The organism is Streptomyces sp. NPDC034049, assembly GCF_055575575.1.
Genome location: NZ_JBVISJ010000004.1, coordinates 613,990 through 638,436 on the forward strand (window position 1 = coordinate 613,990; position 24,447 = coordinate 638,436).

The following is a 24,447-nucleotide window of genomic DNA, read 5'->3' on the forward strand; positions in this document are numbered from 1 at the left end:
GATGACCGCCGTGTCGCTGGGCGTCCCCGAACTGCCCGCCCGACCGATCGCGGAACGCCGCCCTTCGCGGCGGATCCAGGTCGGGCCGGTGGCCGTGGGGGGCGGGGCCCCGCTCTCGGTGCAGTCGATGACGACGACCCGTACGTCGGACGTCGGCGCCACCCTTCAGCAGATCGCGGAACTCACCGCGTCCGGCTGCCAGATCGTCCGGGTCGCCTGTCCCACACAGGACGACGCGGACGCCCTCGCCACCATCGCCCGCAAGTCGCAGATCCCCGTGATCGCGGACATCCACTTCCAGCCGAAGTACGTCTTCGCGGCGATCGAGGCCGGCTGCGCGGCGGTACGGGTGAACCCCGGCAACATCAAGGAGTTCGACGACAAGGTCAAGGAGATCGCACGGGCGGCGAAGGACCACGACACCCCCATCCGGATCGGGGTCAACGCCGGCTCGCTCGACAGGCGACTGCTCCAGAAGTACGGGAGGGCGACGCCCGAGGCGCTGGTGGAGTCCGCGCTGTGGGAGGCGTCGCTGTTCGAGGAGCACGACTTCCGCGACCTCAAGATCTCGGTCAAGCACAACGACCCCGTCGTGATGATCGAGGCGTACCGGCAGCTGGCCGCCCGCTGCGACTACCCCCTGCATCTGGGTGTGACCGAGGCCGGTCCCGCCTTCCAGGGGACCGTCAAGTCCGCCGTCGCCTTCGGGGCGCTGCTCAGCGAGGGGATCGGCGACACGATCCGGGTCTCGCTGAGCGCCCCGCCGGTCGAGGAGATCAAGGTCGGCATCCAGATCCTCGAGTCGCTGAACCTGCGGCAGCGGCGGCTGGAGATCGTCTCGTGTCCCTCGTGCGGGCGGGCGCAGGTCGACGTGTACCGGCTGGCGGACGAGGTCACGGCCGGCCTGGAGGGCATGGAGGTCCCGTTGCGGGTCGCGGTCATGGGCTGCGTCGTCAACGGACCCGGGGAGGCGCGGGAGGCGGACCTGGGGGTCGCCTCCGGCAACGGGAAGGGGCAGATCTTCGTGAAGGGCGAGGTCATCAAGACCGTGCCCGAGTCGAAGATCGTGGAGACCCTCATCGACGAGGCGATGAAGATCGCCGAGCAGATGGAGAAGGACGGCGTCGCGTCGGGGGAACCGGCGGTCACCGTGAGCTGACGACACGGGCTGAGGAGCACGGAGCGAGAGGGGGCCCGACGTGACGATTCTGGAGAACATCCGGCAACCGCGCGACCTGAAGGCGCTGACCGAGGCGGAACTCGGTGAACTGGCCGACGAGATCCGGGAGTTCCTGGTGCACGCGGTCGCCAGGACAGGTGGTCACCTGGGGCCCAATCTGGGGGTGGTGGAACTCTCCATCGCCCTCCACCGGGTCTTCGAGTCACCCGTCGACCGCATCGTCTGGGACACCGGACACCAGAGCTATGTGCACAAGCTGCTGACGGGCCGTCAGGACTTCTCGAAGCTGCGCGGCAAGGGCGGACTGTCCGGCTATCCCTCGCGCGAGGAGTCCGCGCACGACATCGTCGAGAACAGTCACGCCTCGACGGCCCTCGGCTGGGCCGACGGCCTCGCCAAGGCACGCCAGGTGCTGGGGGAGCGGGGCCACGTCGTCGCCGTCATCGGCGACGGCGCGCTGACCGGCGGCATGGCCTGGGAGGCGCTCAACAACATCGCCGCCGCCGAGGACCGGCCGCTGATCATCGTCGTCAACGACAACGAACGCTCCTACTCGCCGACCATCGGCGGCCTCGCCAACCACCTCGCGACGCTGCGCACCACCGACGGCTACGAGCAGTTCCTCGCCTGGGGCAAGGAGGTCCTGCTGCGCACCCCGATCGTCGGCAAGGAGATCTACGAGGCCCTGCACGGCGCGAAGAAGGGCTTCAAGGACGCCTTCGCCCCGCAGGGCATGTTCGAGGACCTGGGCCTGAAGTACGTCGGACCGATCGACGGCCACGACACCGAGGCGGTCGAGTCGGCGCTGCGCCGCGCCAAGCGCTTCCACGGGCCCGTCCTCGTGCACTGCCTGACCCAGAAGGGCCGCGGCTACGAGCCCGCCCTCGCCGACGAGGAGGACCACTTCCACACCGTCGGTGTGATGGACCCGCTGACCTGCGAGCCGCTCACCCCCGCCGGCGGCCCCTCCTGGACGTCGGTCTTCGGCGACGAGATCGTGCGGATCGGCGACGAGCGCGAGGACGTCGTCGCGATCACGGCGGCCATGCTGCACCCGGTCGGACTCGGCAGGTTCGCGGAGAAGTTCCCCGACCGGGTGTGGGACGTCGGGATCGCAGAGCAGCACGCCGCCGTCTCCGCCGCGGGACTGGCCACCGGCGGACTGCATCCGGTCGTCGCGGTCTACGCGACCTTCCTCAACCGGGCCTTCGACCAACTGCTGATGGACGTGGCCCTGCACCGGTGCGGCGTCACCTTCGTCCTGGACCGGGCCGGCGTGACGGGCGTCGACGGCCCCTCGCACAACGGCATGTGGGACCTGTCCGTCCTCCAGGTCGTACCGGGGCTGCGGATCGCCGCGCCCCGCGACGCCGAACAACTGCGCACACAGCTGCGGGAAGCGGTCGCCGTGGACGACGCCCCCACCCTGATCCGGTTCCCGAAGGAGTCGGTGGGGCCCGAGATCCCCTCGCTCGCGCGGGTGGGCGGCATGGACGTGCTCCACCGCTCCCCGTCCGCCGCGACGGCGCCGGACTCCGGCCGGCCGCAGGTGCTGCTCGTCGCCGTCGGCGTGATGGCATCGGTGTGCCTCCAGGCCGCCGAACTGCTCGGCACCCGGGGCATCGGCTGCACCGTCGTCGACCCGCGCTGGGTCAAGCCGGTCGATCCGGCGCTGCCGTGGCTCGCCGACGAACACCGGTTGGTGGCCGTCGTGGAGGACAACAGCCGGGCCGGCGGGGTCGGTTCGGCCGTCGCCCTGGCTCTGGCGGACGCCGAGGTCGATGTTCCCGTACGGCGGTTCGGCATCCCGGAGCAGTTCCTCGCGCACGCCAGACGCGCGGAGGTGCTGGCCGACATAGGGCTGACACCGGTCGAGATCGCCGGACGGATCGCCGCGTCGCTGGCCGCCCGGGACGACGCCGAGCAGAACCCGCCGAAGGCCGAGCCCGCCGAGGAGAGACAGCGATGACCACCCTGGAACCAGCGGCCGGCACCGAGGAGTTCGACCTCGGCGGGCTCCTCGCCGAGCGCGGCGCCGAACGCTACGAACTCCACGCCCGCCACCTCAACCACCAACTGCCGCGCATGCTGCACACCATCGGCTTCGACAAGGTCTACGAACGTGCCGAGGGCGCCTACTTCTGGGACGCGGACGGCGCCGACCACCTGGACATGCTCGCCGGGTTCGGCGTGATGGGACTCGGCCGCCACCATCCCGTGGTCCGCAAGGCCCTGCACGACGTGCTCGACGCGCAGCTCGCCGACCTCACCCGCTTCGACTGCCCGCCGCTGCCCGGGCTGCTCGCCGAGAAACTGCTCAGCCACAGCCCGCACCTGGACCGGGTGTTCTTCGGCAACAGCGGCACGGAGGCCGTCGAGACCGCGCTGAAGTTCGCCCGGTACGCCACCGGCAGACCCCGCGTCCTCTACTGCGACCACGCCTTCCACGGGCTCACCACCGGCTCGCTCTCCGTGAACGGCGAGGACGGCTTCCGAGACGGCTTCGCGCCGCTGCTCCCCGACACGGCCGTCCCCCTCGGCGATCTCGACGCGCTGGCCGCGGAGTTGGGCAAGGGGGACGTCGCCGCCCTCGTCGTAGAACCCATCCAGGGCAAGGGCGTGCACGAGGCCCCGCCCGGCTATCTGCTCGCCGCCCAGGAACTGCTGCACCGGCACAAGGCGCTGCTGATCGTCGACGAGGTGCAGACCGGGCTCGGCCGCACCGGGGACTTCTACGCCTACCAGCACGAGGACGGCGTCGAACCGGACCTGGTCTGTGTGGCCAAGGCGCTCTCCGGCGGCTATGTCCCGGTCGGCGCGACCCTCGGCAAGGACTGGATCTTCGAGAAGGTCTACTCGTCGATGGACCGGGTCCTCGTCCACTCGGCGAGCTTCGGCTCCAACGCCCAGGCCATGGCCGCCGGGCTCGCCGTCCTCTCGGTCATGGAGAACGAACGGATCGTGGCCCGTGCCCGGGCCACGGGGGAGCTGCTGAAGAGCAGGCTCACGGCGCTGGTCGACACGTACGAGCTGCTCAGCGACGTACGCGGCCGGGGCCTGATGATCGGCATCGAGTTCGGCAGACCCAAGTCGCTGGGGCTGCGCAGCCGTTGGACCATGCTCCAGGCCGCCCGCAAGGGACTCTTCGCCCAGATGGTCGTCGTGCCGCTGCTGCGACGGCACCGCATCCTCACCCAGGTCTCGGGCGACCACCTGGAGGTGATCAAGCTGATCCCGCCGCTGATCATCGGGGAGCGCGAGGTGGACCGGTTCGTCGCCGCGTTCACGGAGGTGATGGACGACGCGCACAGCGGGGGCGGGCTGATGTGGGACTTCGGCAGGACGCTGATGAAGCAGGCGGTCGCCGGCCGCTAGCGAGGCCCGGCCGGTGGCGAGGTCCGGCCGCCGGCGACGTCCGGGGGCTTTGCCTCTGAGGCAAGAAATTTGCCGCAGAGGCAAGGCTGCGGCTGAATGGAGGGCATGAGCCCCTCCGAGGGTACGCACCCTCCCGAGCCTCCGGTCGACTTGGCACTGCCCGCCGTCGCCCCGCAGCTGCGGGGCCTGCGCCGCCGGGCCGCCCTCACCCTGGAGGCCGCCGCCCGCGCCGCCGGCCTGTCGCCCGCCCATCTCTCCCGGCTGGAGACCGGACAGCGCCAGCCGTCGCTGCCGATGCTGCTCGCGCTGGCCCGCGTCTACGGTACGACCGTCTCCGAACTGCTCGGCGAGACCGTCGTCGAACGGGACGCCGTGCTCCGGGCGCCCAACATGGAGCCCACCCGGGCCGGCGGCTGGACGTACTGGCAGGCGGGCGCGTCCGGGCGCGGGATGCAGGCGCTGCGCGTCCATGTGCCGCACGGCTCGCAGGGCGACATCGTGCGCGTGCACCCCGGCGAGGAGTGGCTGTACGTCCTCAAGGGGCGGCTGCGGCTGCGCCTCGGGGACACCGCGCATCTGCTGGCCCCCGGGGACAGCGCGCACTTCGACTCCCTGACCCCGCACCGCATCGCCGCCGCCGACCACGACGGCGCCGACCTCCTGTTCGTCCACACCCTTCTGCAGAGCCCGACGGCCGCGCTGTGCCTCGGGCCGACCCCGTCCGGAGAGACGCCATGACCGACCTGGAAGACAAGTTCCCCCGCGCCCTGTGGGTGCGGCTCATCATCTACATCGCCGTCGGCCACGTCTTCGCGGGCTTCATCTATCTGCTCTTCGAGGTGGGCGCCAAGCAGTGACCACCCGGCCGGACCGGGACGGGCCGAAGGCTCAGTCCAGCAGGCGGTCGCGCAGTCGCTCCCGGGTTTCCGGGGTGACCTTCAGGCCCTGCTCCAGGTAGGTGTCCACGTCCCCCCAGGTCTCCGCGACGGTGTCGAAGGCGGCCTGGAGATATTCGGCGCGGGCGTCGAAGAGGGGGCTCAGGAGTTCCATGACCTCCGGGGAGTAGGCGTTCGCCGCGCTGCTGCTGCGGTGCACCTTGTAGCGGCGGTGCTTGGCGTTCGACTCCAGGTAGTCGGCGACGATGGCCTCGCGCTCCACGCCCACGGCGAGCAGGGTGATGGCGACGGAGAGGCCCGCGCGGTCCTTGCCCGCCGCGCAGTGCATCAGCGCGGGCACGCTGTCCTCGGCCAGCGCGTGCAGCACCCGGGAGTGCTCCGCCGTGCGCTGCTTGATGATCGTCCGGTAGGAGGCGATCATCCGGCCGGCCCCCTTGCCGTCGTCCAGCAGGGCGCGCAGCTGGTCCAGGTCGCCGTCGCGGACCATCTTCCAGAACTCGGCGCCGTCCGCCGGGTCGCTCAGCGGCAGGTTCACATTGCGGACGCCGGGCAGCTCGACGTCCGGGCCCTCCAGCTTCTGGTCGGCCGCGTTGCGGAAGTCGAAGACCGTGTGCAGGCCCAGTGAGGCCAGGAACGCGGCGTCCTCGTCGGTCGCGTGCGCCAGGTGGCCGCTGCGGAACAGCACTCCGTGACGCACCCGACGGCCGTCCACGGTCGGCAGACCGCCCACATCCCGGAAATTGCGCACTCCGGTCAGCTCGGGTTCGGTCGACGGGATCTGCTGCGTCACTGGGGCTCCCTCCCATCCGTCCGTCCGCGTTGGGCGCCGACGGGCGCGCACTCGACATCGAGGCGCGCCCTCGACGATACGACATGGGTGTGTACGCCAATGAGTTGTCCACAGCCGGGCGCGGGGGGCCGGAGCGGTTGTCCACAGGCCGCTCGGCCGACGCGGCCGAGGTTGTCCACAGGCTCCGTCGACCGCCCGCTGCGACCTGCGATGATGTTGAAGCCCGATCGCACCTGTTCGAATCTGTGGGGGCTTGATGTTGGAAATCGGCGCAGACGGCCGGACCTGGATGCTCACCGGGCCCAGGAGCAGCTATGCCCTGCGGCTCACCGAGAACGACGAGCTGCTGCATCTGCACTGGGGTCCCCGGATCGCCCTCGCGGACGCCGAGGAGCTGGCCGGCCGGCAGCGGCTGCCGTACTGGCCGTTCGAGGCCCCGGTCGACGGACACGAGGAGTACCCCGTCGAGGGCGGCCCCCGCTTCACCCGCCCGGCGCTCTCCGTGCGCACGGACGAGCGGCGCGGCACCGAGTGGACCTTCCGGGAGTACGAGGCCGACGGCGACGAGCTGCGGCTGCGGTTCACCGACGACGGACTCGGGATCACCCTGCACTACCGGATGCGCGACGACGTGGTCGAGCGCTGGGTCACCCTGGTCAACGAGGGTCCGGCGGCGGAGCTGTTGCGGGCCGACTCGGCGACCTGGACCCTGCCGCGGCGCGAGGAGGAGCCCTGGCGCCTCTCCCAGCTGCACGGGCGGTGGGCGGCCGAGTCCCGCCTCGTGCGCGCCGACCTCACCTACGGCGAGAAGGTCATCGGCAGCCGCCGCGGGCACACCGGGCACCAGCACCTGCCCTGGGTCGCCCTCGACACCGACGCCACCGAGGAGCGCGGCGAGGTCTACGGCTGCGCCCTCGGCTGGTCGGGTTCCTGGCGGATCGCGGTGGCCCAACTCCCGGACGCGCGCGTGCAGATCACCGGCGGCGCCGGATACGACGAATCGGGACTGCTGCGGCTGGAGACGGGCGGGACCTTCACCACGCCCGTCTTCGCGGGCCTCTGGAGCGACGGCGGCTTCGGCGGGGCGAGCCGCGCCTGGCACGCCTACCAGCGGGCGTACGTCATCCCGGACGCCGACCAGGACCGGCCGGTGCTCTTCAACTCCTGGGAGGCAACCGAGTTCGACATCTCCGAGGAGCAGCAGGGAGCCCTCGCGCGGCGGGCTGCGGCCATGGGGGTCGAGCTGTTCGTGGTGGACGACGGCTGGTTCGGGGCGCGGACCAGCGACCGGGCCGGCCTCGGCGACTGGACACCCAATCCCGACCGCTTCCCGAAGGGGCTGCGGCCGCTCGCCGACCATGTGCACGCCCTCGGGATGCAGTTCGGCATCTGGGTCGAGCCGGAGATGGTCAATCCGGACAGCGAGCTGTACCGGGCGCACCCAGAATGGGCACAGTTCCAACCGGGCCGAAAGCGGACAGAACTGCGCAATCAGCTCGTCCTCAATCTCGCGCGCGAGGACGTGCGGGAGTACCTGTGGGAACGGCTCGACACCCTTCTGTCCAGCGCGCCGATCGACTATGTGAAGTGGGATTTCAACCGCTGCTTCACCGACGCGGGCTGGCCGGGGGAGCCCTATCCGCAGAAGCTCTGGGTCGAGCACGTGCACGCCTTCTACGCCCTGCTGGACCGGCTGCGGGCCGCGCACCCGGGGGTCGCCTTCGAGTCGTGCTCGGGTGGCGGCGGCCGGATCGACCTCGGGGTCATGACGCGGACGGACCAGGTGTGGACCTCCGACAACACCGACCCGCTCGACCGGCTCGCCATCCAGCACGGCTTCAGCCAGGTCCATCCGGCCCGGGCCATGGCCGCGTGGGTCACCGACAGCCCGAACAACCAGCTCAACGGGCGGGTCAGCTCGCTGCGGTTCCGGTTCGTCAGCGCCATGGCGGGTGTGCTCGGCGTGGGCGGCGACCTCACCGAGTGGAGCGAGGAGGAGCTGGCCGAGGCCCGGGAGTGGGTCGAGCTGTACAAAAGGATCCGGCCGGTCGTGCAGCGCGGCGACCTGTACCGGCTGCGGCCGCCGACGGGCGGGCTGAGCGCCGTGCAGTACGTCCACGGGGACGATGTCGTCGTCCTCGCCTGGCTCCAGGCGCAGCACTACGGCGAGCCGCTCGCCCCGCTGCGGCTGCGCGGGCTGGACCCGACACGGACGTACGAGTGCCGCGAAACGGGCGAAAAGTACCGGGGTGCCGTGCTGGCGCATCACGGATTGCCGACCGGGCTGCGCGGCGACTTCGATGCGACGGTTGTCCGACTCCGTCGCACTTGAGCCTTCTGTCCGAAATACTGCCGTTAATCCAACAAACCCTGGAATAAAGCCTACTGGGCCGTAGGTGCGTGAGCAGCGTCATATTCGTGACGTTCCGTTGCCGTCATGTCCACGTAATTCGGGCGGATTTCCAGGGAGGTTGGAATGCGCCCTGGACCGGTCTATTACGGAGCGTGATGGTGAATTGAAGTAAGGATCAGGGGAAAAGACGCACAGGAAGTCCCCATGGTTGTCTCTGTGGCCACAAGTCGCTTACGTTCGGCGTCAATCCGGACGGACGCCCAATCCTGCCGCCGACCGGAGCCGCGTACCGACCAGATCCACGGCAGGAGCGGGGGACCCACAGGAATCACCGCCTGTTCCGGTCTCCGGAACGGCTAGGGGTACAGCCGTGCGCAAGCACGGCCGGACATCTCCAGTCCGCACCCGACAGCTCACCTCGCAGGCGCCGGAGAGGAATTCGTCATGCCCGCGAAGGGTAAGCACCGCCGTCCGAAGCCCCAGCGCTTCACTCGCTCGATCGCCGCCGCCGGCACCGGTGGCGCGGCGCTCGCGCTGCCGCTGATCGGAGCCGCCGGCGCCCACGCCGCGACCCCGTCCACCGCTGCCTCGGGTGTTTCCGAGAAGCCGACCACGATCGCCGCCGAGAAGGCCGCGGTCGAGGCGGGCGCACGGATCGAGCAGGCCGAGAAGGCCGCGCAGGCGCAGAAGGGCACCACCAAGAAGGCGGCGCCCAAGACCTATTCGGTGAAGGTCGGCGACTACCTCGCGAAGATCGCGGACGAGCAGAACGTCGAGGGTGGCTGGAAGCGGCTGTACTCGGACAACCGGGAGGCGGTCGGTTCCGACCCCTCGCTGATCCACCCGGGGCTGAAGCTGTCGATCGGTGAGCGGGCCGCGTCGAGCGAGACGTCGCGCTCGTCGTCGAAGCCGCAGCTGTCGCAGTCCTCGAAGCCCAGCGAGCCCGCCAAGGCGCCGAAGCCCTCCGCTCCCGCGAAGCAGGAGTCGAAGGACACCCAGGCGTCGACCTCCACGGCGAGCGGCCAGTCCTCGTCGTCCAACGCCTCCGGCTTCAGCCGGCCCATCACGGGCGCGACCGTCGGCACCGCGTACAAGACCGCCGGCAGCATGTGGTCCAGCGGCTACCACACGGGCGTCGACTTCGTGGCCCCGACCGGGACCAGCCTCAAGGCCGTGGGGGCGGGCACCGTCGTCTCCGCCGGCTGGGGCGGCGCGTACGGCAACCAGGTCGTGATCAGACTCGCCGACGGCTACTACGCCCAGTACGCCCACCTGTCCTCGATCTCCGTCTCCGCGGGTCAGGTGGTCAGCGGTGGGCAGCAGATCGGCCTCTCCGGCGCGACCGGCAACGTCACCGGACCGCACCTGCACTTCGAGATCCGCACCTCCCCGAACTACGGCTCGGACATCGACCCGCTGGCCTACCTCCGCTCGAAGGGCGTCGGCGTCTGACGACCCCGCCCCCTGGCTGACGTCATCTCCACCCGGCGTCCGACGACACCTTCGCCCGGCGTCCGACGTCACCTCCATCCGGCGCCCGCATGCCGAAGGCCGGTCCCTGTGATCAGGGACCGGCCTTCGGCGTTTCATGATCACCGTGTTGCGGTCGTGTGGCATGGCCGAGCGAAGCCTCGACAGTGCCGCGAGAGGCGGGGACAGTGATCCGCGTAAGCGCTTTCTGTCTCTGTGAAGGAGTGTCGGTGCGTACTGCCCGACGTCGAAGAACCGTCTTCCTGACCGCGGCCGCCCTGTTCGCCGGTCTCTTCTCCACACCCGGCGGCCATGCCGCGGAGAGACCTCGCCGGGTCGTGGAGAACCTGGACCGGGGCCTGGTCGCCGTACCGTCCGACGGCGGGACCTTCCTCAGCTGGCGGCTGCTCGGCACGGAGTACGCCCGCCGCGGCGACGCGATCGGCTTCAACGTCTACAAGGGCCGCAAGCGGCTGAACCGGGCGCCGATCACCCGCTCGACGACCTACCGCGACACCAGCCCCGGCACGGGCGCGTACAGCGTGCGGGCCGTCGTCGACGGGCGGGAGGGAAAGCCGAGTCCGGCGCTGGTCCTCGGTCAGGGGTACGCCGAGATCCCGCTCGCCGCGGCGGAGGGCTACACCGTGCAGCACGCCTGGCCCGGCGACCTCGACGGGGACGGACGGTACGAGCTGGTGGTGAGCAGGCTCTCGCAGACCAGGGACCGGCCCGACCTGCTGGAGGCGTACAGGCTGACCGGCGAGCGGCTGTGGCGCGTCGACCTCGGCCCCGGCTCGTACACCCAGGTCGGCGGGAACGGCGCCAACGACCCGGCGCCCGCCGCGATCAGCGGATCCACGCCGATCGGCGGGTACCGCAACGACGACAACGTGACCGTGTTCGACCTGGACGGCGACGGCCGGGCCGAGGTGCTGGCGCACACGGCCGCCGGCGCGACCTTCGCGGACGGCACGCGGGTCACCGCCGACTCGCCCGCCCGGCAGTTCGTCTCCGTCGTCGACGGCGCGACCGGCACCGAGCGCGACCGGCAGCCCGTGCCCGACGACTTCGCCGCCGACGGCCCGTCCGGCGGCCACTTCGGCATCGCCTACCTCGACGGGGTCCACCCGAGCCTCGTCACCAAGCTCGTCACCCGGGTCGGCGCCCGGCGCGGCGCCTTCCGTGTCCTCTTCCAGACCTGGGACTTCGACGGCACGGTCCTGACCCGCCGCTGGAAGTACGTGGTGCCCCCCGACAGCGGCGCGACCAGCTTCCACCAGATCCGCACCGTCGACGTCGACCTCGACGGCAAGGACGAGATCGCCGACGGCAACTACGTGGTGAACGGCGACGGCACCCTCCGGTACGTCGTCGACGGTGCCGGACACGGTGACCGCTTCCACATCGCCGACCTCGACCCCGGCCGCCCCGGCCTGGAGGGATTCGCCATCCAGCAGGCGGAGCTCGGCGTCGTCCCGAACTTCCCCTGGTACTACTACGACGCCGACACCGGCGAGCGCCTGGTGACCGGGCAGCACCCGGCCGACTGGGAGAACGACACCGACATCGACGTCGGCCGGGGCAGCACCGGCGACATCGACCCGGGCCATCGCGGCTACGAGTACTGGACGTCCACCGCCGACGTCACGGCGCCCGGTGCCGGCGTCCGCAACGTCCGGGACGGCAAGGTCGCCGCGACCACGCCCAGCGTCAACTTCCGTATCTGGTGGGACGGCGACAAGGGCTCGGAGCTGCTGGACTTCACCCATGTCTCCGACTGGGACCCGGCGACCGAGACCAGTACGAGGATCTTCGATCCGGTCGGGGTCGTCTCCGGGGCGCGCAACGCGACCCCCTTCTACGGCGACATCCTCGGCGACTGGCGCGAGGAGATCCTCGCCGAGACCGCCGACCACACCGCCCTCCGCCTCCACACCACCACCGAGCCGACCGGAACCCGTCTCTACACGCTCGCCCACAATCCCGCGTACCGGCTGGGATGGACCGTCCGGGGCTACCTCCAGTCGACGTACACGGACTACTACCTCGGCACCGAGACCCGCCGCGTGCCGAGGCCCGCGATCTCGGTCCGGTCCCGTTGAACATGCCGGAACGCCACCCATCGAGTGAAGGACAGAAGGAGCATCTATGACCACCCGCAGAGCTTTCGGAGCGCTCGCCGCCGGCGCCGCCCTCGCGGCCGTCGCCCCGGCGGCCACCGCCTCCGCCCACAGCTCCCGGCGCCGCGGCAGGCTGATCGCCGCCGACGACTTCCGCCACGGACTGGGGCGGTGGGCCGTGGAGTTGGAGCGCGGCGGCACGGTGACCGCCTCGCGCGGTGTGCTGGAGGTCGACGTACCGGCCGGGGCCACGCTCTGGTTCAAGCGGAAGCTGGAGGGGCCGTACGTCGTCGCGTACACGGCCACGCCGGTCTCCGCGGGCGGGGTCAACGACCGGGTGTCCGACCTGAACAACTTCTGGAACGCCGTCGACGTGCGCTCGCCCGACGATCTCTTCGCCACCCCGCGCGGCGGAGCGCTCGCCGAGTACGACCACCTGAAGACGTACTACGTCGGATACGGGGCCAACACCAACACGACGACACGGATGCGGCGCTACGTCGGTGAGGCGGGGGTGCGGCCGCTGCTCTACGACTACACCGAGCCGCTGCTCGTCGCGAACGCGCCGCACCGGGTGCGGATCGTCTCGGACGGGTCGAAGGTCCAGTGGTGGAACAACGGACGGCTCGTGTTCGACCACCGCGACCCCGAGCCGTACACGGGTGGGCATTTCGCCTTCCGGACCACCTGGAGCCACTTCCGGATCGAGGACTTCCGGGTGTGGGGACTCCACTGACCGACCTGGTGTATTCCGGGTTGACCAACACTTGACACGTGGTCTATCTCACCGCCCGTCAACCCCTTATTACGGTCGCGTAGGCCACATCCGAAGGGGAATCATGGCCCGATGTGACAGACGATTCGAATGGCAGCAGAGCAATGATCGGGTCGTACGTGGCGCTGGGGGACAGCTTCACCGAGGGTGTCGGCGACCCCGGGCCCGACGGGCGGTTCGTCGGCTGGGCCGACCGGTTCGCGGTGCTTCTCGCGGACCGGTTGCCCGAGGGCGACTTCGACTACACCAACCTGGCCGTGCGGGGGAAGCTCCTCGACCAGATCGTGGAGGACCAGGTGCCGAGGGCGCTGGAACTCGCCCCCGATCTGATCTCCTTCTGCGCGGGCGGCAACGACATCATCCGGCCGGGCACCGACCCCGACGAGGTCGCCGAGCGGTTCGAGCGGGCGGTCGTCAGGCTCACCTCGGCCGTCGGCACGGTCATGGTGACCACCGGGTTCGACACCCGTGACGTGCCGGTGCTGAAGCATCTGCGGGGCAAGATCGCCACGTACAACCTGCATGTGCGGGCCATCGCCGACCGGTACGGGTGCCCCGTACTGGACCTGTGGTCGCTGAAGACCGTGCAGGACCGGCGGGCCTGGGACCTGGACCGGCTGCATCTGTCGCCGGAGGGGCACACCCGGGTCGCTCTGCGGGCCGGGCAGGTGCTGGGGGTCGACGTCCCGGCCGACCCCGACCAGCCGTGGCCGCCGCTGCCGCCGCGCGGGACGCTGGAGATGCGACGGGACAACATCCAGTGGGCCCGGGAGTTTCTGGTGCCGTGGATCGGCCGGCGGCTGCGGGGGGAGTCCTCCGGCGACCATGTGTCGGCGAAGGGGCAACTGTCGCCGAACGACATCAGGTTGCATATCGAGTCCGTGGCCTGAGGTTCGAGAAGGGGCGCCACCTCGCAGTGGGAACGCTGCTCCGTAGGCGGCGTTCCGTCCGTCGTGGTCGCCCGCGCAGTTCCCCGCGCCCCTTTCGGGGCGCGGGTCTCGTCTCGTTCAGCGGGGCGGCGCCGTCAACGAAGCCGGGTCCAGGCTCAGTTCATGGGCCAGGGCCCGGTCGGCCCACTCCTGCGCACGGATGCGGGAGACGGCTCCGTCGTAGGCCGTGAGCTGCACGGCCAGACCGTCCAGGAGGGCGGTGAGGCGCAGTGCCGTCGCCGTGGGGTCCGGGCAGCGGAACTCGTCGGCGGCCACGCCCGCTTCGATGACCTCGGTGAGGGCGGCCTTCCACTGGCGGTCCAGATCGCGGGTGACCTCGCGCAGGGCCGGGTCGCGCAGGGACGCGGCCCAGCCCTCGATCCACAGGCGCCAGCCCTTGGCCTGCCCGGTGGGGGCGTACCAGCGCACGGCCGCCCGGAGCCGGCGCAGGGCCGTGGTGTGGCGGCCCAGGAGCTTGCGCAGATGGGCCAGGTCGTCCTCGGCGGCATGGCGGAACGTCTCGGCCACCAGTCGCTCCTTGGTGGAGAAGTGGTAGAGCACCAGGGCGTTGCTCACCCCGAGGACGGCGGCCACGTCGGCGATCCGTACCGCCGCGACGCCCCGCTCCTCGATCTGCTCGATGGCGGCCCGCAGCAGCTCCGCACGCCGCTCGGCCACGCTCAACCGCACCCTGCCCACACGGCAACCCTACCCAGGCCCCCGCGCGCCGCCGCCCGCTTCGAGCCACCGCGGCGAGGGCCGGGCCGTCAGCGGTGCCAGCCGAAGCGGTCCGTGATCGCCGGGAGGCGGTCGGCGGCGATGGCGTGCGCGGCGGCGCGGGGCGTGCCGCCGTCGGCCCCGGCGCGGGTGAGCATCAGGTCGACGAGGGCGCGCATGGAGCGGCGCGTGTGGGTGAACGCCTCGTCGGCGGTGGGGCCGATGTCACCGAACAGGGTCCACCACCACCAGGCGTTCGTACCGGAGTTGACCACGACGTCCGGCAGGACGGTCACGCCCCGCGAGGCGAGCATCTCCTCGGCCTCCGGGAGGACCGGCATGTTGGCCGCCTCGACGATCAGCCGGGCGGTGACGAGGTGGTGGTTGGTGGTGTCGATCGCGTAGGAGACGGCCGCGGGGACCAGCACCTCGGCCTCGGTGGCCAGCCAGGCGTCGGCAGGACGCTCGTGGTCGGCGGGCCGCAGCGCGGAGCGGTCGATCGCGCCGTGCGCGTCGCGCGCGGCGAGCAGGGCCTCCACGTCCAGGCCCGCGGGGTTGGCGACGGTGCCCTTGATGTCGGCGACGGCGACGACCGTGAGGCCGGCGCGGGCGAGGAAGCGGGCGGTGGCACCGCCCATGGTGCCCAGGCCCTGCACGGCGACCCGGGTCCCGGCATACGGCGTACCCGTCCGGTCCAGGGCGGTGAGCACGGACTCGGCGACACCGCAGCCGCCGACCAGTTCGTCGAGACCGATGCCGTCCACCTGGACGGCGAAGGCGTCCGCGAGGCGTCGGCGGGCCGCGGCCTCGTCGTCCAGGAGGGGGTAGACCGCCTGGATCGTCGACACCAGGCCCGCCTCGGCGGCCGCGCGGTCCACCAGGTCCTGGGCGAGCCCGAGGTCCTCGCCGGTGGTCCAGAAGCTCTCGATGTACGGGCGCATCGCGCGCAGGTAGCGCACCAGGACGCCGTAGGCCTCCGGGTCCCGGGGGTCGCAGTCGATGCCGCCCTTGGCGCCGCCGAGCGGGACGTACCGGCCGTCGGGGTCGTAGTGCAGCGCCTCCTTCATGGTCATGCCGCGCGCGAGTCCGGCGACCTCGTCCGGGGTGCAGCCGGGACGCATCCGCAGGCCGCCGCTGCAGACCCCGCGCACCAGCCGGTCCACGACGAGAAAGCCCCGGCGGCCCGTGACGTGGTCGGTCCAGGTGAGCGACATGAAAGGGGTGAAGGACATGGGGCTCCCCGGGAACAAAAGGATCTACTGAATAGTTGGTCAGTATTGCATCGTGCGGGGACAGTCGGACCCGGCGCTGTCGGAGGGGCGGACCATAATGGGATGCCTGAGCGAATCCACCTGGAGGTGCCGTGTCCGGTTCCGGATCCCGTTCTCTGAGCTCGGCGCTGCGCGCAGCGCGGCCCGCCGCCTTCGGCGCGGATCCGAGCGGTGCCCGATTGGAGCGGATCCGCAGATCCCCGCATTTCGCGAACGGCGTCTTCGTGAACCCCGAGAGCGCGCAGGTCCGCCCCTCCGGGGGCGCCGCCGTGGAGATGGCGAAGAGCTACTTCCGCAAGGACGAGCGGGTCCGGCGGGCCCCGGCGGGGCTGATCCCCGTGCACTCCACGACCCTCGCCGACCTGGCCCGGCCCCCGGCGAGCGGGCTGCGCACCACCTGGATGGGACATTCCAGTGTGCTCGCCGAGATCGACGGCCACCGGGTGCTCTTCGACCCGGTCTGGGGTGAGCGCTGCTCCCCGTTCGCCTTCGCCGGGCCGAAGCGGCTGCACCCCGTGCCGGTGCCCCTCGCCGCGCTCGGCCCGGTCGACGTCGTCGTCATCTCCCACGACCACTACGACCACCTCGACATGCCCTCGATCAAGGAGCTGGCGGGCACGGACACGCTCTTCGCCGTGCCCCTCGGCGTGGGTGCCCATCTGGAGCACTGGGGTGTCTCCGCGGACCGGATCCGCGAGCTGGACTGGCACGAGGCCACGAAGGTCGGTGGCCTCACCCTGACCGCGACCCCCGCCCGGCACTTCTGCGGCCGGGGCCTGCGCAACACCCAGCACACGCTCTGGGCCTCCTGGGTCGTCGCCGGTGACGAGCACCGGATCTACCACAGCGGCGACACCGGGTACTTCGAGGGCTTCAAGGACATCGGCGCGGCGCACGGCCCGTTCGAGCTCACCATGATCCAGGTGGGTGCCTATTCGGAGTACTGGCCCGACATCCACATGACGCCCGACGAGGGGCTGCGGACCCACCTCGATCTGCAGGGCGGCGAGCCCGGTGGGGTGATGATGCCGATCCACTGGGCGACGTTCAACCTGGCGATGCACGCCTGGGCGGAGCCGGGCGAGCGCATGATGTGGGCCACCCACGGCGCGGGGGTCACGATGGCCGCGCCGCTGCCGGGAGAGCCGTTCGAGCCGGAGAACACCCCGCCGGTGCGTCCGTGGTGGCGCGCGGTCTCCCAGCAGCCGGTCGGTGGCTGGGCCGCCTGGCCCCCGGTGGGGGAGCGGCTGGACCTGGTGGCGGAGAGCTGAGAAACAGGTCGGGAATTCTCCCGACAGGGTGATTTTTCGATGGACGGCGAGGGCCGGGGAGTCACGTGCTCCCCGGCCCTCGCCGTCTATTGATGGCCTTTTCTGAACAACTCTGATCGAAATTCGGGCGCAAAGAGAATACGGCAGGAACAAGCGTCCGAAGAATTATCGGACTGTCGCACGAAGCCTCATACCAGAGCGGGACGCATTACGGCGGTCTTTGTCAACTGCGCATCGCACATGACGCATTGGCGACTACTGTGAGTTGCCGTCGGACGACGCTGTGCCGAATTCTTCGACTCGCGCGACCGACACGCGAGGGCGTATGCCCAAGTCGCCCGGACGCGGCACCCCCCCACCCCAGACGGACCAGTACGAGGACGCTGATGTCTCACCTTCGCGCACCGGCCGCCCGCGCAGACCGCCGTGAGGGCGGGCGGCACGGGCGATCGGCCGCCCGCGCCGCCGTCCCCTCGCTGCCCGAGATCCACATACGGCCACAGCTGGTGCGCCTCGCGGTCCTGCCCCCCACCGCGGTCGCCCTCAGCGCCTGCGCCGCCGTCCTGTTCACCTTCCGCGCCGGCGGTGCCCGACCCAGCCTCACCCTGTGGGCGGTCCTCGCCGGAGCCGCCGCCGTGGCCCTCGCCGGCATCGCGATCGGCGTCGTGGCCGCCGGGCGCACCGCCAGGTCCGTCCGCGAACGCCTGAGCACCCTGCGCCAGGCCAGCAGCAGAAGCGAGGACGACCTGCGCTCCCTGGTCGACGCGCTGCGCCGCGGCGACCAGCCGCCCGCGCGCGGACCCCGCGTCAGGACCACCGCCGGCGCCGACGACTTCGAGCCGCTCGCCGCCGACCTCGCCCGCGCCCACGACAGCGCCGTCACCGCCGTCGTCCAGGCCTCCCAGCTCTCCAGCCAGGCCGGCAGCGAACAGAAGCTCGAAGTCTTCGTGAACCTGGCCCGCCGACTCCAGTCCCTCGTCCAGCGCGAGATCTCCATCCTGGACGACCTGGAGAACGAGATCGAGGACCCGGACCTGCTCAAGGGCCTCTTCCACGTCGACCACCTCGCCACCCGCATCCGCCGCCACGCCGAGAACCTCGCCGTCCTCGGCGGCGCCGTCTCCCGCCGCCAGTGGAGCAACCCCGTCTCCATGACCGAGGTGCTGCGCTCCGCGATCGCCGAGGTCGAGCAGTACTCCCGGGTCAAGCTGGTGCCCCCCGTCGACGGCACCCTGCGCGGACACGCCGTCGCCGACGTCATCCACCTCCTCGCCGAACTCGTCGAGAACGCCACGGTGTTCTCCGCCCCGCACACCCAGGTCCTGCTCCGCGCCAACCTCGTCACCTCCGGGCTCGCCGTCGAGGTCGAGGACCGCGGCCTCGGCATGCCCGTCACCGAGCAGAACAAGATGAACGCCCTGCTCGCCGACCCCGACCAGGTCAACGTCGCCAGCCTCCTCCAGGACGGCCGCATCGGCCTCTTCGTCGTCTCCCAGCTCGCCCGCCGCCACGGCATCCAGGTCCGCCTCCAGAGCAACATCTACGGCGGGGTCCAGGCCGCGTTCGTCGTCCCCCAGGGCCTCCTCGGTGGCGAGCCCGGCGACCTGCCGCAGACCCTGCCGCAGATGCACGCCGTCCCCGAGCAGAACAGCGGCGCACGCCGACCCGCCGGGCCACACCAGGCGCCGCCCGTCACGCCCCGGCGCACGCCCGCACCCGGCGCCGCCGACCAGCCGACGCCCGCCGGACCCGCCCGCCCCGCGAACGACCGGTCCGGCCGTCCGGCCCCCGGGCAGCCCACGCGCCCCGAGCCCGGTCCCCGCGGCGTCCCGAGCCCCGCGCGCCCCACCGTCCCCCGGCAGCAGGGCCCCGGCCGGGGCAGCGGCCAGCAGAGCCCCGGCAGGGGCGGCACCGGTCCGACGCCGCTTCCGGTGCGCGGCGCCCGGGACGAGCGGCCCAACCCGGCCGAGGCCGTGCCCGGTGTCCGCCCTGACGACCGGCGGACCGTCGCGGAGAACGCCGGGACACCCCCGACCCCCCGGGTCGGCGGCACCGTCCGCGGCACCATGGGCAAGCCCCAGCTGCCCCGCCGCCGCGCCCAGCAGCACATCGTGCCCCAGCTCCGCGGCGGGCCCGCGCCCACGGCCCGCCAGGACCCCGACCACTACATCGGCCACGACCCCGGACTCATGGCCGCCTTCCAGCGCGGGATCGGACTCGCCGAGGCACGCCAGATGGAGAGCTCCGACTGGGACACCTCCGCCCTGGACACCGTCTCGGCCGACTTCGCGCCCCGGGACGACTACGCGCCCCCCGCCCCCGACGCCGCCTCCCGCATCGACACGGGACGACCGAGCACCGGCCCGACCACGGGCCGGCCGACCCCGGCACCCCACGGCGGCGCGGGCGGCACCGACGCACTCCGCATGGAGCTGGCCCACATGGACGCACCCCACAAGGACGCCGCGCAGCCCCTGGGCGGACACCCCAGGGGCGGCACCCCCATAGCCGCACCCCCGTCGGCCCTCGACGCGGCCCACGACCTCACGCCCCGGCAGGACGGGAGCACACCGGCCGGATGACCACCCCCTTCACCACCCCCACCACGGTCCCCACCCCCTGCGCTCCCGCAGACCAACGCACCCCAAGGAGTCGATCCACCATGGCGAGCGAAGCGCCGACCGGCCATGTATCCGACCTCGACTGGCTGATGAGCGGCCTCGTCCAGCGCGTACCGCACACCACCAGCGCGGTGCTGCTCTCCTGCGACGGGTTGGTGAAGTCGGTCCACGGCCTCGACCCGGACAGTGCCGACCACATGGCGGCCCTGGCATCCGGCCTGTACTCCCTCGGACGCAGCGCGGGCGTCCGCTTCGGCGACGGCGGCGAGGTCCGCCAGGTCGTCGTCGAACTCGACTCGACCCTGCTGTTCGTCTCCACCGCAGGCTCCGGCACCTGCCTCGCCGTGCTCGCCGGACGGGAGGCCGACGCCGCCGTACTCGGCTACGAGATGGCGATGCTGGTCAAGAGCGTCCGCCCGTACCTGGTCACCCAGCCCCGCCAAGCCGTCGAACCCTCCGCGATGAGGCCTTGACCGTGCCCGCGGCCGGCGACGGACCCCTCTACGACGACGCCGCCGGGCGTCTGGTGCGCCCCTACACCGTCATCAACGGCCGGACCCGGCCGACCACCGCGCTCGATCTCCTCTCACAGGTGATGGCCACCGGGGCGACCCCCCTCGGCTATCTGGGCCCCGAGCACGCGACCGCACTCGACCTGTGCCGGGCACCCGTCTCGGTCGCCGAGATCGCCGCACACCTCACGTTGCCGGCGACGGTGACCAAGGTGCTGCTGTCCGACCTCGTCGACTGCGGGGCCCTCACCACCAAGCCCCCGGTTTTCCACCACAACCCGACAGACCGGTCTCTTCTGGAGGCAGTGCTCGATGGACTACGACGACAGCTCTGACCCCTTCCCCACCGCACTCAAGATCCTGGTGGCGGGAGGGTTCGGGGTCGGCAAGACGACCTTCGTCGGCGCGGTGAGCGAGATCGCGCCGCTGAGCACGGAGGAACTGCTCACCACCGTGAGCGCCGCCACCGACAATCTCGACGGCATCGAGAACAAGGTCGAGACGACCGTCGCGATGGACTTCGGCCGCATCACCCTGGACCCGCGCCATGTGCTCTATCTGTTCGGCACCCCCGGACAACAGCGGTTCTGGTTCATGTGGGACGAACTCTCCGAGGGCGCCCTCGGCGCGGTCATCCTCGCCGACACACGCCGCCTGGAGGACTGCTTCGCCGCCGTCGACTTCTTCGAGCAGCGCGGCCTCGGCTTCATCGTCGCCATCAACGAGTTCGACGGCTCCTACCGCTACGACGCCGACGAGGTGCGCGCGGCCCTCGACCTCGACCCGGAGATCCCCGTCGTCTGCTGCGACGCCCGTATCTCCAGCTCGGGCGTCCAGACCCTGCTCACCCTCGTCCGGCACCTCCTCGCCCACACCCCGGCGCAGCTGCCGAGCCACGGAGCCCACACGTGACGTACGACCCGCCGCGTCCGGTCGGCCGTCTGCTGCTCACCCCCGAGGACCCGGACGCGCCCGAGCGCGTGGCGCGGCTGCGGCTGCTCGGGCTCGGCGTGTACGCCGAACCGGCCTTCGACGCCTTCGCGGACCGCCTCGCGCAGGTCGCCTCCGTGCCGTACGCGACGGTCAACTTCATCGACGAGCAACGGCAGTTCTTCGCCGGCCTGCATGTGTCGGCCCAGCCGACGGCCGACACCACGCTGCTCGGGGTCGATCGCCGCCTCGCCCGTGACCACGGGTTCTGCCCCTACGTGGTGGTCCGCCGCAAAGGGCTCGTCCTCGAAGACGTGCGCGAATACCCGAAGTTCGCCGGCAATCCCGTCGTCGACGACCACGGCATCCGCTCCTACCTCGGCGCGCCCCTCCTCGACCGTACGGGCATCGCCCTCGGCACGGTGTGCGTCATGGACGTCCAGCCGCGGCCCTGGGGTCGGGCGGGCCTGGAGACCATCAAGTCGATGGCCGCGGAACTCGCCGCCCGGATCGAGGGACGTGAGGCGTTCCCCTGACCCGGGAAACGGGCGGCACTTCATGGCGGATCGCCGAGGAGACTATTCGTCGGCGATCCAGGTCCTGGGCGCTCCTGACTCGTAGTGCCTCCCCGAGTGGCCGAGTGGCAGGCTGCAGAAACTGCCACCCTGCAGCAGAAGGGTCCAGCTGTCCGGTCCGGGTTCGCCGCAGCGAGGCCCGGTGTCCGGGTCCTGCCCCATGTCGAGATGTGGCTCATTGGTCATGAGCACATCCTTTCACTCGCGGTAGCGGCGCGGCGGGGGTGTGAAGGAAAGCTGCGGCGGAGGTTAAGAAAACCTCGATGGACCCGGGCCGTCGGTGTGCGGCAGATTGATCGGCGATCCCACCCCTCTCCCCGGTCACGGGCCTGTCCGTCATGGACCGCGCCGGGGCGCACCCACAGGAGCCGTAGCGTTGAAGGCGCTGGTCAAGGAGAAGGCGGAGCCCGGACTGTGGCTCGTCGACGTCCCGGAGCCCGAGATCGGCCCCGGTGACGTACTGATCAAGGTCCTGCGGACCGGGATCTGCGGAACCGACCTGCACATCCGGGCCTGGGACGGCTGGGCCCGGCAGGCCATCCGCACCCCGCTCGTGGCCGGCCACGAGTTCGTCGGCGAGGTCGTGGAGACCGGCCGTGCGGTCACCGACATCCGCGTCGGGGACCGGGTCAGCGGCGAGGGCCACCTCGTGTGCGGCAAGTGCCGCAACTGCCTCGCCGGCCGCCGCCACCTGTGCCGGGCCACCGTCGGCCTGGGCGTCGGCCGCGACGGCGCCTTCGCCGAGTACGTGGCCCTGCCGGCGACCAACGTGTGGGTGCACCGCGTCCCCGTCGACCTCGACGTGGCCGCGATCTTCGACCCGTTCGGCAACGCCGTGCACACCGCGCTCTCCTTTCCCCTGGTCGGCGAGGACGTCCTGATCACCGGGGCGGGCCCCATCGGCCTGATGGCCGCCGCCGTCGCCCGGCACGCCGGCGCCCGGCACGTCGTGGTCACCGACGTCAGCGAGGACCGGCTGGAACTCGCCCGCAAGATCGGCGTCAGCCTCGCGCTCGACGTGCGCGAGTCGACCATCGCCGACGGGCAGCGGACCCTCGGGCTGCGGGAGGGCTTCGACATAGGCCTGGAGATGTCCGGCAACCCCGCCGCGATGCGCGACATGATCTCCAACATGACCCACGGCGGCCGGATCGCCATGCTCGGACTGCCGTCCGAGGAGTTCGCCGTCGACTGGGCCCGCGTCGTCACGTCCATGATCACCATCAAGGGGATCTACGGCCGCGAGATGTTCGAGACCTGGTACGCGATGACGGTGCTCCTGGAGGGCGGCCTCGACCTCGCCCCCGTCATCACCGGCCGCTACGGCTACCGCGACCACGAGGCGGCGTTCGCGGACGCGGCAGCCGGCAACGGCGGCAAGGTCATCCTCGACTGGGCCGCGTAACCCACCCGCACCCTCTAGGAGTTCTCGATGTTCGACTCCGTGCGCGACGACCTGCGCACCACCCTCGACGAGATCCGCGCCGCAGGGCTGCACAAGCCCGAGCGGGTCATCGGCAGCCCGCAGTCGGCGACCGTCGCGGTCACCGCCGGCGGCCGTCCCGGCGAGGTCCTCAACTTCTGCGCCAACAACTACCTCGGCCTCGCCGACCACCCCGAGGTGATCGCCGCCGCGCACCAGGCCCTCGACCGCTGGGGCTACGGCATGGCCTCCGTCCGCTTCATCTGCGGCACCCAGGAGGTCCACAAGGAACTGGAGGCACGGCTCTCGGCGTTCCTCGGCCAGGAGGACACGATCCTCTACTCCTCCTGCTTCGACGCCAACGGCGGCGTCTTCGAGACCCTGCTCGGCCCCGAGGACGCGGTGATCTCCGACGCCCTCAACCACGCCTCGATCATCGACGGCATCCGGCTCTCCAAAGCCCGCCGCTACCGCTACGCCAACCGTGATCTCGCCGACCTGGAACGGCAGTTGAAGGAGGCGGCCGAAGGCGGCGCCCGCCGGAAGCTGATCGTCACCGACGGCGTCTTCTCCATGGACGGCTATGTGGCCCCCCTCCGCGAGATCTGCGACCTCGCCGACCGCCACGACGCCATGGTCATGGTCGACGACTCCCACGCCGTCGGCTTCACCGGCCCCGGCGGCCGCGGCACCCCCGAGCTGCACGGCGTCATGGACCGGGTCGACATCATCACCGGCACCCTCGGCAAGGCCCTCGGCGGTGCCTCCGGCGGCTACGTCGCCGCCCGCGCCGAGATCGTCGCCCTGCTGCGCCAGCGCTCCCGGCCCTACCTCTTCTCCAACACCCTCGCGCCGGTGATCGCGGCGGCCTCCCTGAAGGTGCTCGACCTCCTGGAGTCGGCCGACGACCTGCGGGTCCGCCTCGCCGAGAACACGGCGCTGTTCCGGGGCCGCATGACCGAGGAGGGCTTCGACATCCTCCCCGGCGACCACCCCATCGCCCCCGTCATGATCGGCGACGCGGCGAAGGCGGGCCGCCTGGCCGAGCTGCTCCTGGATCGCGGCGTCTATGTGATCGGGTTCTCCTACCCGGTCGTCCCGCAGGGCCAGGCCCGCATCCGCGTCCAGCTCTCCGCCGCGCACTCCACGGCGGACGTGCACCGCGTGGTGGACGCCTTCGTGGCGGCGCGGGCCGAGCTGGAGGGCTGAGTCGGAGCCCGGGGCGGTGGTCCGGGCGGA

General features: G+C 71.4%; 22 protein-coding genes and 1 riboswitch. Of the genes, 18 read left to right on the forward strand and 4 right to left on the reverse strand.

Features of this window, described 5'->3' with window-relative positions; genetic code table 11:
* Position 1: 1 nt before the first annotated feature.
* The 5 genes from ispG (at position 2) to ACZ52C_RS15965 (ending at position 5,412) form a co-directional block, all read left to right on the forward strand.
* The gene (gene ispG, locus ACZ52C_RS15945) at positions 2 to 1,159 is read left to right on the forward strand and encodes a flavodoxin-dependent (E)-4-hydroxy-3-methylbut-2-enyl-diphosphate synthase (RefSeq protein WP_469075271.1); all 1,158 of its coding nucleotides are present in this window, start codon (positions 2 to 4) and stop codon (positions 1,157 to 1,159) included.
* Positions 1,160 to 1,199: 40 nt separating this feature from the next.
* Entirely contained in the window at positions 1,200 to 3,149 is a 1,950-nt protein-coding gene (gene dxs, locus ACZ52C_RS15950) for a 1-deoxy-D-xylulose-5-phosphate synthase (protein ID WP_469075272.1), read from the forward strand.
* Complete coding sequence (locus ACZ52C_RS15955) at positions 3,146 to 4,555, forward strand: aspartate aminotransferase family protein (RefSeq protein WP_469075273.1); 1,410 nt, start codon at positions 3,146 to 3,148, stop codon at positions 4,553 to 4,555. The genes dxs and ACZ52C_RS15955 overlap by 4 nt, the downstream gene beginning before the upstream one ends.
* Before the next feature lie 105 nt (positions 4,556 to 4,660).
* Positions 4,661 to 5,293 (forward strand): helix-turn-helix domain-containing protein, encoded by a 633-nt coding sequence (locus ACZ52C_RS15960; protein ID WP_469075274.1) that lies wholly within the window; start codon positions 4,661 to 4,663, stop codon positions 5,291 to 5,293.
* The gene (locus ACZ52C_RS15965; protein WP_469075275.1) at positions 5,290 to 5,412 is read left to right on the forward strand and encodes a DUF6126 family protein; all 123 of its coding nucleotides are present in this window, start codon (positions 5,290 to 5,292) and stop codon (positions 5,410 to 5,412) included. Before ACZ52C_RS15960 ends, ACZ52C_RS15965 begins: the two co-directional genes overlap by 4 nt.
* A 31-nt stretch (positions 5,413 to 5,443) precedes the next feature.
* On the opposite strand, the gene ACZ52C_RS15970 is transcribed toward ACZ52C_RS15965, so the two are convergent.
* Entirely contained in the window at positions 5,444 to 6,241 is a 798-nt protein-coding gene (locus ACZ52C_RS15970) for a tyrosine-protein phosphatase (protein WP_469075276.1), read from the reverse strand.
* A gap of 256 nt (positions 6,242 to 6,497) precedes the next feature.
* On the opposite strand from ACZ52C_RS15970, the gene ACZ52C_RS15975 reads away from it, so the two are divergent.
* The 5 genes from ACZ52C_RS15975 to ACZ52C_RS15995 all read left to right on the forward strand — a co-directional run bounded on the left by ACZ52C_RS15975 (position 6,498) and on the right by ACZ52C_RS15995 (position 13,849).
* Positions 6,498 to 8,573 (forward strand): alpha-galactosidase, encoded by a 2,076-nt coding sequence (locus tag ACZ52C_RS15975; protein WP_469075277.1) that lies wholly within the window; start codon positions 6,498 to 6,500, stop codon positions 8,571 to 8,573.
* A 302-nt stretch (positions 8,574 to 8,875) separates the two neighbouring features.
* Positions 8,876 to 9,034: riboswitch (cyclic di-AMP (ydaO/yuaA leader) on the forward strand.
* A 4-nt stretch (positions 9,035 to 9,038) separates the two neighbouring features.
* A complete protein-coding gene (locus ACZ52C_RS15980) occupies positions 9,039 to 10,046 on the forward strand; it encodes a M23 family metallopeptidase (protein WP_469075278.1) in 1,008 nt (335 codons plus the stop codon).
* Between the two features lie 248 nt (positions 10,047 to 10,294).
* Positions 10,295 to 12,166 carry a rhamnogalacturonan lyase family protein gene (locus ACZ52C_RS15985; RefSeq protein ID WP_469075279.1) on the forward strand — a complete coding sequence of 624 codons (1,872 nt, stop codon included), beginning with the start codon at positions 10,295 to 10,297 and terminating at the stop codon, positions 12,164 to 12,166.
* Between the two features lie 46 nt (positions 12,167 to 12,212).
* Positions 12,213 to 12,920 (forward strand): DUF6250 domain-containing protein, encoded by a 708-nt coding sequence (locus ACZ52C_RS15990; RefSeq protein WP_469075280.1) that lies wholly within the window; start codon positions 12,213 to 12,215, stop codon positions 12,918 to 12,920.
* A gap of 143 nt (positions 12,921 to 13,063) precedes the next feature.
* Positions 13,064 to 13,849 carry an SGNH/GDSL hydrolase family protein gene (locus tag ACZ52C_RS15995; RefSeq protein ID WP_469075281.1) on the forward strand — a complete coding sequence of 262 codons (786 nt, stop codon included), beginning with the start codon at positions 13,064 to 13,066 and terminating at the stop codon, positions 13,847 to 13,849.
* Positions 13,850 to 13,966: 117 nt separating this feature from the next.
* On the opposite strand, the gene ACZ52C_RS16000 is transcribed toward ACZ52C_RS15995, so the two are convergent.
* Together ACZ52C_RS16000 and ACZ52C_RS16005 are read right to left on the reverse strand one after the other, a co-directional pair.
* Positions 13,967 to 14,587: a TetR/AcrR family transcriptional regulator gene (locus tag ACZ52C_RS16000; RefSeq protein ID WP_469075282.1), complete on the reverse strand. Its 621-nt coding sequence runs from the start codon at positions 14,585 to 14,587 to the stop codon at positions 13,967 to 13,969.
* A gap of 68 nt (positions 14,588 to 14,655) precedes the next feature.
* On the reverse strand, positions 14,656 to 15,837 hold the full coding sequence (locus ACZ52C_RS16005; protein WP_469075283.1) for a Glu/Leu/Phe/Val dehydrogenase dimerization domain-containing protein: 1,182 nt from the start codon (positions 15,835 to 15,837) through the stop codon (positions 14,656 to 14,658).
* Positions 15,838 to 15,968: 131 nt separating this feature from the next.
* Between ACZ52C_RS16005 and ACZ52C_RS16010 the strand changes: the two genes are divergently transcribed.
* The 6 genes from ACZ52C_RS16010 to ACZ52C_RS16035 all read left to right on the forward strand — a co-directional run bounded on the left by ACZ52C_RS16010 (position 15,969) and on the right by ACZ52C_RS16035 (position 21,746).
* On the forward strand, positions 15,969 to 17,147 hold the full coding sequence (locus ACZ52C_RS16010; protein WP_469075284.1) for an MBL fold metallo-hydrolase: 1,179 nt from the start codon (positions 15,969 to 15,971) through the stop codon (positions 17,145 to 17,147).
* A gap of 386 nt (positions 17,148 to 17,533) precedes the next feature.
* Entirely contained in the window at positions 17,534 to 19,729 is a 2,196-nt protein-coding gene (locus ACZ52C_RS16015) for an ATP-binding protein (protein WP_469075285.1), read from the forward strand.
* 80 nt (positions 19,730 to 19,809) lie between these two features.
* Positions 19,810 to 20,241: a roadblock/LC7 domain-containing protein gene (locus tag ACZ52C_RS16020; protein ID WP_045556836.1), complete on the forward strand. Its 432-nt coding sequence runs from the start codon at positions 19,810 to 19,812 to the stop codon at positions 20,239 to 20,241.
* A 2-nt stretch (positions 20,242 to 20,243) separates the two neighbouring features.
* Complete coding sequence (locus ACZ52C_RS16025; RefSeq protein WP_045556837.1) at positions 20,244 to 20,615, forward strand: DUF742 domain-containing protein; 372 nt, start codon at positions 20,244 to 20,246, stop codon at positions 20,613 to 20,615.
* Positions 20,593 to 21,192: a GTP-binding protein gene (locus tag ACZ52C_RS16030; RefSeq protein WP_045556838.1), complete on the forward strand. Its 600-nt coding sequence runs from the start codon at positions 20,593 to 20,595 to the stop codon at positions 21,190 to 21,192. The genes ACZ52C_RS16025 and ACZ52C_RS16030 overlap by 23 nt, the downstream gene beginning before the upstream one ends.
* The gene (locus ACZ52C_RS16035) at positions 21,189 to 21,746 is read left to right on the forward strand and encodes a GAF domain-containing protein (RefSeq protein ID WP_469075286.1); all 558 of its coding nucleotides are present in this window, start codon (positions 21,189 to 21,191) and stop codon (positions 21,744 to 21,746) included. Before ACZ52C_RS16030 ends, ACZ52C_RS16035 begins: the two co-directional genes overlap by 4 nt.
* 42 nt (positions 21,747 to 21,788) lie before the next feature.
* On the opposite strand, the gene ACZ52C_RS16040 is transcribed toward ACZ52C_RS16035, so the two are convergent.
* Positions 21,789 to 21,971: a hypothetical protein gene (locus tag ACZ52C_RS16040; protein WP_184902056.1), complete on the reverse strand. Its 183-nt coding sequence runs from the start codon at positions 21,969 to 21,971 to the stop codon at positions 21,789 to 21,791.
* 190 nt (positions 21,972 to 22,161) lie between these two features.
* On the opposite strand from ACZ52C_RS16040, the gene tdh reads away from it, so the two are divergent.
* Positions 22,162 to 23,190 (forward strand): L-threonine 3-dehydrogenase, encoded by a 1,029-nt coding sequence (gene tdh, locus ACZ52C_RS16045; protein ID WP_469075287.1) that lies wholly within the window; start codon positions 22,162 to 22,164, stop codon positions 23,188 to 23,190.
* A 27-nt stretch (positions 23,191 to 23,217) separates the two neighbouring features.
* Positions 23,218 to 24,417 (forward strand): glycine C-acetyltransferase, encoded by a 1,200-nt coding sequence (locus tag ACZ52C_RS16050; protein ID WP_469075288.1) that lies wholly within the window; start codon positions 23,218 to 23,220, stop codon positions 24,415 to 24,417.
* The last annotated feature ends 30 nt before the right edge of the window (positions 24,418 to 24,447 follow it).